10 protein-coding genes and 1 pseudogene are annotated in these 13,666 nt (G+C 59.7%); 7 read left to right on the top strand and 4 right to left on the bottom strand.

Features of this window, described 5'->3' with window-relative positions; all coding sequences use genetic code 11:
- Nucleotides 1-74: 74 nt before the first annotated feature.
- On the bottom strand, nucleotides 75-1,373 hold the full coding sequence (locus AC3IT9_RS14695) for a glycosyltransferase (RefSeq protein WP_150723787.1): 1,299 nt from the start codon (nucleotides 1,371-1,373) through the stop codon (nucleotides 75-77).
- 74 nt (nucleotides 1,374-1,447) lie between these two features.
- Entirely contained in the window at nucleotides 1,448-1,810 is a 363-nt protein-coding gene (locus AC3IT9_RS14690) for a response regulator (protein WP_150723788.1), read from the bottom strand.
- 257 nt (nucleotides 1,811-2,067) lie between these two features.
- Between AC3IT9_RS14690 and AC3IT9_RS14685 the strand changes: the two genes are divergently transcribed.
- The 5 genes and pseudogenes from AC3IT9_RS14685 (at nucleotide 2,068) to AC3IT9_RS14665 (ending at nucleotide 8,164) form a co-directional block, all read left to right on the top strand.
- Complete coding sequence (locus tag AC3IT9_RS14685; protein ID WP_489270201.1) at nucleotides 2,068-5,559, top strand: response regulator; 3,492 nt, start codon at nucleotides 2,068-2,070, stop codon at nucleotides 5,557-5,559.
- Complete coding sequence (locus AC3IT9_RS14680; protein WP_489270200.1) at nucleotides 5,559-6,392, top strand: CheR family methyltransferase; 834 nt, start codon at nucleotides 5,559-5,561, stop codon at nucleotides 6,390-6,392. The genes AC3IT9_RS14685 and AC3IT9_RS14680 overlap by 1 nt, the downstream gene beginning before the upstream one ends.
- Nucleotides 6,389-6,492: pseudogene (locus AC3IT9_RS14675) on the top strand (chemotaxis protein CheB); the annotation flags it as partial. The gene AC3IT9_RS14680 and the pseudogene AC3IT9_RS14675, both read left to right, overlap by 4 nt.
- Nucleotides 6,493-6,527: 35 nt before the next feature.
- Nucleotides 6,528-7,709 (top strand): hybrid sensor histidine kinase/response regulator, encoded by a 1,182-nt coding sequence (locus tag AC3IT9_RS14670; protein WP_150753611.1) that lies wholly within the window; start codon nucleotides 6,528-6,530, stop codon nucleotides 7,707-7,709.
- A 77-nt stretch (nucleotides 7,710-7,786) separates the two neighbouring features.
- Nucleotides 7,787-8,164: a response regulator gene (locus AC3IT9_RS14665; protein ID WP_007970583.1), complete on the top strand. Its 378-nt coding sequence runs from the start codon at nucleotides 7,787-7,789 to the stop codon at nucleotides 8,162-8,164.
- Nucleotides 8,165-8,168: 4 nt separating this feature from the next.
- Here AC3IT9_RS14665 and AC3IT9_RS14660 read toward each other — a convergent pair whose 3' ends face one another.
- Complete coding sequence (locus AC3IT9_RS14660) at nucleotides 8,169-9,860, bottom strand: ATP-binding protein (RefSeq protein ID WP_489270199.1); 1,692 nt, start codon at nucleotides 9,858-9,860, stop codon at nucleotides 8,169-8,171.
- A 205-nt stretch (nucleotides 9,861-10,065) separates the two neighbouring features.
- Entirely contained in the window at nucleotides 10,066-11,121 is a 1,056-nt protein-coding gene (locus AC3IT9_RS14655; protein WP_150753614.1) for a tetratricopeptide repeat protein, read from the bottom strand.
- Between the two features lie 215 nt (nucleotides 11,122-11,336).
- On the opposite strand from AC3IT9_RS14655, the gene AC3IT9_RS14650 reads away from it, so the two are divergent.
- Together AC3IT9_RS14650 and AC3IT9_RS14645 are read left to right on the top strand one after the other, a co-directional pair.
- Complete coding sequence (locus tag AC3IT9_RS14650) at nucleotides 11,337-13,472, top strand: FUSC family protein (RefSeq protein WP_489270198.1); 2,136 nt, start codon at nucleotides 11,337-11,339, stop codon at nucleotides 13,470-13,472.
- Complete coding sequence (locus AC3IT9_RS14645; RefSeq protein ID WP_032829912.1) at nucleotides 13,462-13,662, top strand: DUF1656 domain-containing protein; 201 nt, start codon at nucleotides 13,462-13,464, stop codon at nucleotides 13,660-13,662. The genes AC3IT9_RS14650 and AC3IT9_RS14645 overlap by 11 nt, the downstream gene beginning before the upstream one ends.
- The last annotated feature ends 4 nt before the right edge of the window (nucleotides 13,663-13,666 follow it).

Genomic DNA, 13,666 nt, shown 5'->3' with positions numbered 1-13,666 from the left:
GGGGTGTGAAGCGCTCAGGTTAACCGGTCGGGTACAGCAAGGGCGGTATCTATGTATCGCGCAAGGAGGGTGGGCTACTCCTGATTAAGGCGGTTCTTCGCCTCGATCCATTGCGCCATGTATTGAGTGCTCTTGTGCTGGTGATGACGCAGCATGCTGCCGGTAAAGTTATCTCGTCTGATGTTGGCCAGATCCCGCTGGCAATCGACCAGTCGCTGGATCAACGCCGGGCCATGAACGGATTTCTGGTAGCGGCCGGCAAGCAGGGTTTGCCCGTGCGCCTGGGCGCCCAGCCAGCGGGTCTTGTCGTTGTGCAGTTGCACGGCATGATCGGCGAATTCGCGTGCCGAACGGGTCACTGCACCGGGCCATGCCTCTTCGCCATGCATCGCCTCGGCACCTACTGGCGTTGTCACATTCGGTGTGCCACAGAGCATCGCATCGACAATCTTGCCTTTGATTCCCGCGCCAAAACGCAGAGGCGCCATACAGACCCGCGCCGACGACATGACTTGCAGGGCGTCTTCTGCCCAGTTCATGACATGAAAACCCTGGGCCGGGTTATGCAGGGCAGTCGCCTTGGGTGGCGTGTAGGCACCATAGATATGCAATTGAGCGCCGGGTATTTGCTCGCGAATCAGCGGCCAGATAGCGGTTTTCAACCAGAGCACTGCATCCCAGTTGGGTGCATGGCGAAAGTTACCGATATGAAGAAAGTGTGCGCGGTCTTCAAACGGTACCGACGCACTGGTCGGAACATCGACCATCAATGGGCACCAGTGCAACAGGTTGCGCGCAAACCTGAATTGCTCGACCAGCAATTCGATTTCCACTTCGGAAACCATCAGCGTCAAATCACAACGATAAAATGAGGCGATCTCGCGCTTCGCCATATCGGTATGGGCCATGTGTTCGAATTCTTCGCGCGCTGCAGGGGCGAACAGGTCGCTGAAGTCATCGTTGTCGTCACTGGCCTTCAAGCGTTCCTTGAGGCGCTGATGCCGACCCTGCCTGAGGCTTTGCAGGTCGCAACTTTCGAGCACGCGCAAGGCATCGGGGCAATGCTTCTCGACCCGCCAGCCGAACTGTTCCTCCATCATGAATTGATCGAACAACACGATGTCTGGCGCCAGTTCGCTGATGAATGCATCGAAACTGCTGTTGTTCAGCTCGATGGGGACCTCGCGAATACCCAGCGCCGTCAGGTCTGCACGTTGCTCGCCGAAGCCCGCCGGGCTGCTGAACGTGATGTCCCAGCCTTGTTCCAGGAAAACATCGAGAATTTGCATGACATGCCCGCTGGCCGCCGAAGAGCGGGGCTCGGGCCAGACGTAACCAATGACCAGGACTTTGGTTGCGCGGGGCTCAATCATGGACGGGAATTCCTTGAAACGAAGACAGGGCAGGGACGAAAAAGGCGCGCATTAAACCACAGCGCAGCGCAGTGTCACCCGAGAATGCCTTTGACCTTGTCACGCAACTGATCAATGGAGAACGGTTTGCCGATCAAGTGCATGCCTTGAGGCACTTCGATGTTTTCGGCATACCCGCTGGCAAACAGTATTGGAAGGGCTGGACGTAACGCACGGGCTTGATTGGCCAGTTCGCGGCCGTCCATGACCGGCAGGCCAACATCAGTCATCATCAGGTCAATGTGTTGGTTCACGTCCTTGAGTGTCTCCAGCGCCTGTTCACTGCCATCGGCTTCCAGCACCTTGAATTCCAGTTCTTCCAGTACGTCGACGATCAGCATGCGCACGATGGCATCGTCTTCGACGACAAGGATGGTGGAGGCGTTGGCGGATGACATAGTCAAGTTCCCGAAAAGATTGGTATTGCCGGTCGCTGGAAATCGTCGGCCTCTTGCATGAGTAAGTGGCGGATCCCGACAAGTTCCCTACGTTGTAAAAAAGAATTGCAGTGCAGGCCACGCGAGGATAACCCGTGGCCCGGGAACGGGTGCAGCGCAATGTAGGACCTTGCGCGCAAACATGTCAGAAAATTGGATCAATGTGCCAGTTTTGGGGCAAACTCCTTGCAATCTGACAGTTCGACAAGGCCCGCCCCATGCCCTCCGCGTCCTCGGTTGATGAACAACGATTTCGTAAACTCCTGAGCCGCAACATCAGCCTGCCATTGGGTCTGGGTCTCATCAGCGCCGTGTTCTTCGTGTCGCTGATCAGCTATTTACTGTCGACGATCCAGTGGGTGGAGCACACCGATCGGGTGATCAATAACGCCAATGAAGCGGTCAAGCTGACCGTGGACCTGGAAACCGGGATGCGCGGTTTCCTGCTCAGTGGCGACGAACATTTCCTCGACCCCTACGAAACCGCCAAGCCGCGCATCGCCGTGGCGCTCAACACCATGCTCGAACTGACCGCCGACAACCCGGTGCAGACCGACCGCTTATTGCGGTTGCAGGCCTTGCAGCAGGAGTGGTCCGACTATGCACAATCGATGATCGATTTGCAGCGCAGCAGCGGGGACTATCGCGCCGTGGTCAAGGCCGGACGCGGCAAACGCCTGACCGATGAAATTCGCAAGCAGTTCGAGGCGGTGATCGACACCGAGCAACAGTTGCGTGCATCGCGCAATGATGAAGTGCGACGTACCACGGTCATGAGCATCAGTCTCTACCTGTTGTTCATTGCCGGGGTCAGTGGGTTGCTGGCGTATGTCGGGCGTCGCGATTTGATGACCCTGTCGCAGAACTACAGCGTCAACCTTGCCGGCCAGCAGGCCAGCGCTCATCGTCTGGAGCAACAGGCCTGGCTGCGCAACGGCCAGACCGAACTGGCCGAGCAGGTGTTGGGGCAATTGAGCCTGAACATGCTGGGTCGCAACATCCTGCAGTTCTGCGCGCAGTACCTGGGCACCGCCGTAGCGGCTATTTATGTGCGCGAAGACCACGGCGGCCTCAAGCGCATCGCCACCTACGGTTTTTCCCGCGAACAGCAAGACCGTGAACAGCAGATCTACAGCGACGAAGGCATTGTCGGCCAAGTAGCGCAGCAGGCACGGCTGATTCGCCTGGACGAGGTGCCGGGAGATTATTTCAAGGTCAGCTCCGGCCTCGGTGACGGTTTGCCGCGCAGTGTGCTGGTGGTGCCAACCAGCGATGACGAGCGGGTCAATGGCGTGATCGAGTTGGGCTTTCTGCGTCCACTGACGGACCGTGACGTTGAATTGCTTGAGCTGATTGCCGGCAACATCGGGACCTCGATCGAGGCGGCACGCTATCGCCAGCGTTTACAGGAGGTGTTGGCCGAAACCCAGCAACTCAACGAAGAATTGCAGGTTCAGCAGGAAGAACTCAAGACCGCCAACGAAGAGCTCGAAGAACAATCGCGGATTCTCAAGGAGTCCCAGGCGCACATGGAAACCCAGCAGGTGGAGCTGGAGCAGACCAACGAACAACTCGCCGAGCAGGCAGAGGCACTGGCCGAGCAACGCGACGCCATGGACTTGAAGAATACCGAGCTCAATCAGGCCCAGATCCAGCTCGAAGAACGCGCAGTAGAATTGCAGCGATCGAGCAAGTACAAGTCCGAATTCCTCGCCAACATGTCCCATGAGCTGCGCACGCCGCTGAACAGCTCGTTGATCCTGGCCAAGCTGCTGGCGGAAAACCCCGAGCAAAACCTCAGTGCCGAGCAAGTCAAGTTCGCCGAGTCGATCTACTCCGCCGGCAATGATTTGCTCCACCTGATCAACGACATTCTGGATATTTCCAAAGTCGAGGCCGGCAAGCTGGAAATCCGTCCGGAGAACACCAGCGTGGTGCGTCTGGTGGATGGCCTGCGCGGCCTGTTCCAGCCGTTGGCCACCGACAAGCAGCTGGATTTCCAGGTGGATATGCAAGACGGTGCGCCGTTGATGCTGTACACCGACCGGCAGCGCCTGGAGCAGGTCCTCAAGAATCTGCTGTCCAACGCCGTGAAGTTTACTGAAAGCGGCAGCGTCAGCCTGTCTGTCGCCAAGGCGCCGAATGACGGCATCGCGTTCAGCATCGGCGATTCCGGGATCGGCATCGAGGTGGATCAGCACGAAAGCATCTTCGAAGCGTTCCGTCAGGCCGATGGCACCACCAATCGGCGTTACGGCGGCACCGGGCTGGGGTTGTCGATCTCCCGTGACCTGGCGGCCTTGCTCGGCGGCTCCATCAGCGTGAGCAGCACGCCGGGGCAGGGCAGTGTGTTTACCCTGGTCTTGCCGCAACAGTACGTGGAACCGGGCGAAGTGCCTGTCGAACCGATGCGAGCCGTTCCTGTGGCGGCCGCGCCGAGTGGATTGCCGCCCACATTGTCGCCACGGGTGGCCGAAGTCGACATTCCGCGTTTCGACGACGATCGCAACAAGGGGCCGTTCACCAGCCGCTGCATGCTGGTGGTGGAGGATGAGCCGAACTTTGCGCACATCCTCTACGACCTGGCCCATGAACTGGGTTATCAGTGCCTGGTGGCCCACGGTGCCGACGAAGGCTACGACCTGGCCAAGGCGTTCATCCCCGATGCGATCCTGCTGGACATGCGCCTGCCGGATCATTCCGGCCTGACCGTGCTGCAACGCCTGAAGGAACACGCCGAGACCCGGCACATCCCGGTGCATGTGATTTCGGTCGAAGACCGGGTCGAGGCGGCGATGCACATGGGCGCCATTGGCTATGCGGTCAAACCGACCACCCGCGAGGAACTCAAGGATGTGTTTGCACGCCTCGAGGCCAAGCTGACCCAGAAGGTCAAGCGCGTGCTGCTGGTCGAGGACGACGACTTGCAGCGCGACAGTATTGCCCGCCTGATCGGCGACGATGACATCGAGATCACTGCCGTTGGCCTGGCGCAGGAGGCGCTGGATCTGCTGCGCACGTCGGTCTTCGATTGCATGATCATCGACCTCAAGCTGCCGGACATGCTCGGCAATGACCTGCTCAAGCGCATGTCCACCGAAGACATCTGCTCCTTTGTGCCCGTCATCGTCTATACCGGGCGCAACCTGACCCGGGATGAAGAGGCCGAACTGCGCAAGTATTCGCGTTCGATCATCATCAAGGGCGCACGCTCGCCGGAGCGGTTGCTGGATGAGGTGACGCTTTTTCTGCACAAAGTCGAATCACGGTTGTCCCATGAACGGCAGAAGATGCTCAAGGTCGCCCGCAGTCGCGACAAGGTCTTCGAGGGCCGCAAGGTGCTGCTGGTGGATGACGATGTGCGCAACATTTTCGCCCTCACCAGCGCGCTGGAGCAAAAGGGCGCGGTCGTGGTCATTGGCCGCAACGGCCGCGAAGCGATTGAACGATTGAATGAGGTGCAAGACATCGATCTGGTGTTGATGGACGTGATGATGCCGGAAATGGATGGTTTTGAAGCCACCGTTGAAATCCGCAAGGACCCGCGCTGGCGCAAGCTGCCGATCATCGCGGTGACGGCCAAGGCCATGAAGGACGATCAAGAGCGCTGCCTGCAGGCCGGCGCCAACGATTACCTGGCCAAGCCCATCGACCTCGATCGCCTGTTTTCGCTGATTCGTGTGTGGTTACCGAAGATGGAACGGATCTAGTGGAGCGCAATTCCTCAGTGGAGCGAAACAGCGAAATCGAATTGCGGTTGTTGATCGAGGCGATCTACCTCAAGTACAGCTACGATTTTCGCGATTACTCCGGCGCTTCGATCAAGCGCCGGGTCAACCATGCGTTGAGTCAGTTCGAGTGCAATACCATCTCGGCGTTGCAGGAAAAGGTCCTGCACGACCCCACTGCCTTCATGCAATTGCTGCAATTGCTGACCATTCCGGTCAGCGAGATGTTTCGCGACCCCTCGCACTTCCTGACCATCCGCAAGGAAGTGGTGCCGTTGCTGCGAACCTACCCTTCGATCAAGGTCTGGATCGCCGGATGCAGCACCGGTGAAGAGGTGTATTCGATGGCCATTGTGCTGCGCGAAGAGGGCCTGCTCGACCGCACCATCATCTACGCCACCGACATCAATCCGCGCTCGCTGGAAAAGGCCAAGCAAGGGATTTTCTCAATGGAGAATGTCCGCGCCTACACTGCTAATTACCAGCAGGCCGGTGGCCAGTGTTCGTTTGCCGACTATTATACGGCGGCCTATGGGTACGCGATTTTCGACAAGACCCTGCGCGAGAACGTGACCTTCGCCGATCACAGCCTGGCGACGGACAGCGTATTTTCCGAAACTCAATTAATTTCATGTCGTAACGTATTGATTTATTTTAATAAAAATCTTCAGAGTCGGGCATTCGGACTGTTTCATGAGTCCCTCTGCCATCGCGGTTTCCTGGTGCTGGGCAGTAAGGAAACCCCGGATTTCTCAGCCTTCGGTGATCAGTTCGAGCCGCTGGTCAAACTAGAACGGATCTATCGAAAATCATGAACAATGCAACGAACTTGCCGGCTATCGAAGCGATCGTGATCGGTGCCTCCGCCGGTGGCGTCGAGGCGCTGTTGCACATCCTCGCCCGCTGCGCGAAGGCATCGGCCGTTTGCTTGTCGAGCTGGAACGAACCGCATGCTAAGTAATATCCAGGCCAAACTGCTGATCGTGGACGATCTGCCAGAGAATCTGCTGGCGCTCGAAGCGCTGATCAAGCGTGAGGACCGCATCGTCTACAAGGCGCTGTCCGCCGACGAAGCCTTGTCCCTGCTGTTGCAACACGAATTCGCCTTGGCCATCCTCGATGTGCAGATGCCCGACATGAATGGCTTCGAGCTGGCCGAGTTGATGCGTGGCACGGAAAAGACCAGGAACATTCCGATCGTTTTTGTCAGCGCCGCCGGGCGTGAATTGAACTATGCCTTCAAGGGCTATGAAAGCGGTGCCGTGGATTTCCTGCACAAACCGCTGGACATCCAGGCGGTCAAGAGCAAGGTCAATGTGTTCGTCGATCTGTATCGCCAAAGCAAGGCGATGAAGGAACAAGTGCTGGCCCTTGAGCAAAGTCGCCGCGAACAGGAGACCCTGCTCAAGCAGTTGCAAAACACCCAGCTGGAACTGGAACAGGCGGTGCGCATGCGCGATGACTTCATGTCCATCGTCGCCCACGAAGTGCGCACGCCGCTCAACGGTCTGATCCTTGAAACCCAGTTGCGCAAGATGCACCTGGCCCGGGATAACGCCGCCGCCTTCACCCTGGACAAGATGCACGCCATGGTCGACCGCGATGAGCGGCAGATCAAAAACCTCATTCGCTTGATTGAAGACATGCTCGATGTCTCGCGCATTCGCACCGGAAATTTGTCGATCCGGCCGACGCGCATCGATCTTTCGACGCTGGTTCGCCACCTGTTGCACAACTTTTCCCAGCAGATCGACGCCGCCGAGGCGTCGGTCACACTCGATGCCGCGCAACCGGTGATCGGAAACTGGGACGAATTTCGTATTGAGCAGGTCATTTCCAACCTGTTGACCAACGCCTTGCGCTACGGGGCCAAGAGCCCGATCTCGGTGAAGGTCTACAGTGAAGGTGGCCAGGCGTTGGTGGACGTGCAGGATCAAGGGATTGGCATCAGCGAAGAAAACCAGAAACGGATTTTCCAGCAGTTCGAACGCGTATCGGCCAAGCACGCCGTCGCCGGACTGGGCTTGGGATTGTTTATTTCAGAGCAGATTGTGGCCGCCCATGGCGGTACTATTACCGTCCAGAGCAGGATTGGCGAAGGCGCCTTGTTTCGCGTTTGTCTGCCGCTGTAGGAAAACAGACAGGTAAACGCAACCTCTGATCGACCCCACGGTCGTATCAGCAGCAATTGACCGAACAAAGGCTTCCCATGAGCGAAGATGCACAAGATGTAGTACTCGTCGTCGAGGACGATCCCTCGATTCTGATGGTGCTGTCCGCTTATCTGTCGGGCGAGGGTTACCGCGTATTGCAGGCCGAAAACGGCGAACAGGCCTTTGAAATCCTGGCGAGCAAACCGCACCTGGACATGATGATCACCGACTTCCGCTTGCCCGGTGGAATCTCCGGCGTGCAGATCGCCGAGCCCGCCGTGAAGCTGCGACCCGAACTCAAGGTGATTTTCATCAGCGGCTATGCCCAGGAAATCCGTGAGACCGACAGCCCGATCACGCGCAAGGCGCCGATCCTGGACAAGCCCTTCGATCTGGATAAGTTGCAGGAATTGATGCAGGACATGCTTTCGTAAGCATTCAGGCGCGGATCATCTCCCTTACCTTCGCCGTCAACAGATCAAAGGTAAACGGCTTGGTGATCAACTGCATGCCCGGATCGAGGAAGCCGCCGCGCACCGCGGCGTGCTCGGCGTAGCCGGTGATGAACAGCACCCTGAGGTCGGGCCGCAGTTGCCGGCCGATTTCCGCCAGTTGCCGGCCATTCATGCCGGGCAGGCCGACATCGCTGATCAGCAGGTCGATGCGCTGGGGCGAATCGAGTATCGGCACGGCGCTATCACCATCACAGGCCTCGACGAAGGCATAACCCAGATCGCTCAACACCGTACTGACCAGGACCCGCACCGCCGGATCGTCCTCGACAATCAACACCGTCTCGCCATTATTGGCGAGCGGTGAATGTTCGACGTCCAGTGGATGGTCCCGGGGCAGGTCACCGCCAAAGCGCGGCAGAAACAGACTCACCGTGGTGCCTTTGCCCACTTCGCTGTGGATGGCGACGTGGCCACCCGACTGTTTGCTGAAACCGTAGATCATCGATAGCCCGAGGCCGGTGCCCTGGCCGATGGGCTTGGTGGTGAAGAACGGGTCGAAGGCGCGGTTGATGGTGCTTTGCGGCATGCCACAGCCGGTGTCGGTGACGCTGAGCACCACGTAGTCACCCGCATCGAGATTGCTCTGGCCTTGGGTGAAGTCCTCATCAAAGTGCTGGTTCGAGGTAGAGACCACCAGCCTGCCGCCATTGGGCATGGCATCGCGGGCATTGATCACCAGGTTGAGCAGGGCGCTTTCCAGTTGATTGGGGTCGGCTTCGGCCACCCACAGTTGCTCGTCCAGTTGCATGTCCAGGCGAATGCTTTCGTTGATGCTGCGCTGCAGCAGTTCATCCATGGAGATCACCAGGCTGTTCATCTCCACGGGTTTGGAGTCCAGCGACTGACGGCGGGAAAACGCCAGCAGGCGGTGAGTCAGGCCCGCCGCGCGGTTGGCCGAAGTCACCCCCAGGTCGATCAGGCTGTCCAGGTCTTCGGTTCGCCCCCGGGCCAGGCGTCGACGCAACAATTCCAGGCTGCCGATGATGCCGGTCAGCATGTTGTTGAAATCATGGGCGATGCCGCCGGTGAGCTGGCCGACGGCTTCCATTTTCTGCAACTGGCGCAATGCTTCTTCGTTGTGGCGCAATTGCTCGGTCCGCTCTTCCACCTGCTGCTCAAGGGTCTCGAGAGTGTTTTGCAGGCGCAACTCGCTCTGGCTCAGGTCAATCAGGCGATCCCTGGCTTCGTACTGTCGTCGACGCCCGCGCAAGGCGGTGGTGACCAGACTGATCAGTGTGACCGGGTGAAAAGGCCGTTCGAGGAAAGTGACGTTGCCCAATTGCGCGCCGAAGCGTGATGCCGGATTCTGCTGCGGGCCACCATGGTGTGTCATCAACACGATCGGCAGGTCCGACCACGCAGGCTGCTGTTCAATCAGGCGGGTCAGCGGTTCGAGATCAGCACCCAGCAGCGCCTCGGAAGAGATCAGCAGCAGGCCGGCACCCTGTTCCAGTTCGGCGCACAATCCCGGCAGGTCGCGACTGATCACTCCTTGGAGCCCTGCCTTTTTGAGCATCGTCAAGGTCATCTGGCCGTCGCGCCCCCGCGGTGCAAGGATGATGGCGCGTTCGGGTGTCGCTTGCACGGCCTTCACGGGATATCGTCCATCTGCCATTCATGGGACAAGGCGCCGTCGAGGATAGCGTCCAGACCTTCGATACCGTTGGCGGCCTTGGCTCGGTTCAAATCGTTGGATAGAGACAAACCAGCGTCCTCACATGGCCAGGGTCAACGAGACAGCCGCTGCGAAGTGCTGCAACGGGCTGCCTTTTCACTTGACCCTGGGCCGGGACGACGGTTCAACGAAATTTCAGGCCGGGTCAAAGCCCTTGTTGCAACGACGGATCATCGGGGTTCATCTGCTCGAGTTGGGCCAGCAGGATCTGCACGTTTTGCAGCTGCCCGCTTTCCTTCCAGTAATTGATCAGCAGCACCCGTGCCTTGCGATCGTTCGGGTGGCGCTGAACGATTTCCTGCAACTGTTTCTGCGCCGCTTCGAGCTCCTGCTCACCGTGCAACGTGGTGGCCAGGTCGTAGCGGTAATCGCGGTTATTGGGCTCAAGTTCAACGGCCTTGGACAGGCCGAGCAGGGCGAATTCGCTTTGCTCGTGATGCAGCAGCCAGAGCCCCAGGGCGTGTTGCAGGTAGGCCGAGTTGGGCTGCGCCTGCAGCTGCCTGGCCAACAGTTGCCGGGCGGCGTCGTTTTGGCCCTGTTTATCCAGCACCTCGATTTGCAGCACCAGCGCCGGCAGGTTGTCCGGCGCCAGGCGCAGGGTGTTGTCCAGCGCCTGTTGCGCTTGCTTGAGCTCGGCATTGTGCAGGTGCAGCCGGGCCAGTTGGTATTGATTTTCGGCGCTTTGGGGGGCGCTCTTGAGCACTTGCTCCCAGGCATCGATGGCTTGCTCCAGCGGCCCGAAATACAAACCCAGATCATCCGGGGACAACCCCAGCAGCGCGTTGATGGCTGCCAGCCGCACGCTTTGTTCACTGTCATCGAGCAAGGGCCCCAGCAGCAGACTGCGTTGGCCGCTCGGCACCAGGCCACTGATGCTCCTGATCGCCGCGATACGCACTTCGGGCGACTCGTTCTGCAAGTCGGCATCCGCCAGTTTCAGGGCCACCGAGCTTGGGTAGTTAGGCAGCTCGGCATGCAGCCAGACACGACGCTTGGGGGACAGGTCCGGACGGGCCAATTGCTGATAGAGCACCCGCGCGGCACCTGGTTTGCCACCCCGGGCTGCCGCCAGCGCTTCGCTGTAGCCATGCTGGATAGCCTCGGGAACCACCGGGGTGGTATCGCGCAGGGAAAACCACACAAGGCCGATGACGAGCAGGGCGAAGAGGCTGATAAACAGAAAGCGGCGGGACTTGGGCATGCAGGAATCCGGAAACTGGCGAGCTTAGGCAAAGGCGCCAGCTTCGGTCAGGCCAGGCCTTGAGTCAAACCTTGACGACGCTCACGCTCGATTCGAACGGTTGAACAGCCCTCCACTCGATAATCAACGGGCCTGCAAGCTGCGTCGACAGCAAAACCTCTCGAGGCCCCGCAGCAGTGACTACGCTTGCTGGAGGTGTTTCGACGAGTGTTCCCATGCAAGCGTTGTTGCAGTACTTCAAGGCCATGCTCCACCCCGGGCCCGGGGTGTTGCTGTTTGCCTTGCGAACCATGGCGGCCGGGTTGTTGACCCTGTACCTGGCGTTTTTGTTCGACCTGGACCAGCCCAAGTGGTCGATCATGGCCGTGGTCATCATCAGCCAGCCACTGGGCGGCATGGTGCTGGCCCGCAGCTTTGGCCAAGTGATCGGCACCACGACGGGCGCGGCCGTGGCGGTGCTGATCATGGCGATCTTTCCCCAGGCGCCGTTGCCGTTCATCACCACTCTGGCGTTGTGGCTGGCGTTGTGCACCGCCGGTGGCACTTTGTTGCGCTATACCAGTTCCGGGGCGTTTGTCCTCAGCGGCTACACCGCCGTGGTGGTGGCCTTGCTGGCGGTGCCGGACCAGGACGGCATGTTTTTGCTGGCGGTGACCCGCGTCACCGAGACGTTGCTGGCGGTTGCCTGTGTGTGCGTGGTCAGCCTGCTTACCGCCAGGCCCGAAGCCGTGGCCCGGGATTACTTCGCCAGGATCGATCAAATCACCCGGTTGCTGGCCACCCATGCCAGCGCCGTCATTCGCACCGAAGAGAGCGAAGCCGATTTCCTGCAGCGGCAAATGCAGCTGTTGGGCCAGATCAGCGGCCTGGAGGGCGTGCGCCGGCACATGTACTACGATGCGCCACGGTTGCGCAGTGCCAACGGTCTGGTGCAACTGCTGGGCAACCAATTGGTGTTATTGACCGCACGGCTGACCGCCTTGCGCCACCAGCGGCTGCTGCTGACCGAGCGCTGGGAGGGCGAGTTGCCAAAAGAAATCCAACGGCTGCGTGCCGAAGAACTGGCCTTTCTCGATGAGCTGGCGCGGGAGGGGCGTTCGCTGTCCAGTGACAAGCGCCACCATTTCACGTCGCTGCAACAACGCTTTGATGAGCTGGCCTACAGGGCCGAACAATTGACCGAACCGCTGCCGGCCACCTTGCGCTCGCTGGCCTGGTCACTGCGCTGGGAGCAGGCGCGCCTGCTGCAGCAACTGGAGCAGATTCTGGAATTGAGCGATGCCATCCAGAGCGGGCGCCCAGCCAGCAGCGTGTTTCGCGGGCGGGAAAACCCGCTGCACCTGGACTTCACCCTGGCGACCATGAACGCTGTCCGGGCCTTTTCCGCGCTGTTGATCGCCGGCCTGATCTGGATCGAAACCGGCTGGGACGGTGCGCGAGGCGGGATGGTGCTGGTGGGCATCCTGTGCTCGCTGATGTCGACGTTTCCCCGGCCGCTGCTGGCGGTGCAAAGCTACGCCAGGGGATTCGGGCTGGCACTGGTGGCCTCGGCGCTCCTTCAGTTCATGTTTGTGCCGATGATCAGCAATTTCGAGATGCTTGCCCTGCTGCTGGCCCCCTTGCTCTACGCCGTAGCGGTGGGGCTGGCCAGTCCACCCACGACAGGTACCGGGATTGGTCTGGGGCTCACGACCTTTCTGTTGCTTGGCCCGTTGAACGTGGGGATTGGCCAGAACACCGCCATCCAGTGGTTTGAGTTTGCCGGGGCTTATACCTGCGCGACCGTGCTGGCCTTGAGTGTCTACGCGCTGATCTTTCCGTTCATGCCGGACTTGCGCATGCGCCGGCTCCACAAAGAGAACTGCGAGCAGGTGTACGCCTTGCTGAAAACCTCGGCGAGCGATGAACAGCAGTTTGCGTTCGAGAGCCGCATGGTTGATCGCCTGACCATGATGCTGGGGCTGCTGCCGGCGACCCGGGAGCCACAATCGCGTGAGCGGTTCCAGGTCAGCCTGGCCTGCATGGCACTGGGTATTGCCTTGAATCAGCTCAGGCAGCAGGGGCAGAACAACGCACTGCTGAGTGCGGATCTGCAAAGTCGCCTGTTTTCGACAGTCCGGGAAACGGGCAGGCTGGTCGCCGGCCGGCCCGGGGTCGAAGTGGCGCAGGTGCTTGATAGTCTCCACACACTGGGCGACGACCTGGATGCCCTGCATACCGATGTTCATGCGCACTTGTGGTCGGTATTCCGGATGCGTGTGGCGCTGTTGATCGTGGTGTCGTTCGTCGAGCGTTATCGCGGCTACTTTCAACCCTCAGGCCCTGAAGGAGACCCTGTCCTTGCCCATTGATCTGGAAGTGGGTGGCGCCTATCTGCCCCCGATTGCCCAGGCGCTGCTGCTGGGCTTGCCGATTTTCCTGCTGCTGGACTGGACGTTGCGGCGCCTCGGTGTGCTGCAGTTTGTCTGGCACGAGGCGTTGTTCGAAGGAGCGCTGTACGCCTGCGTCTGCGCCACGCTGATTCTGGTCATGGGAGCCTGATGCC

The sequence above is a fragment of the Pseudomonas sp. KH_046_1 genome, from assembly GCF_057839025.1.
Note: the sequence above shows the minus strand (reverse complement) of the source record. Positions and strands in the feature narration are given on the sequence as shown.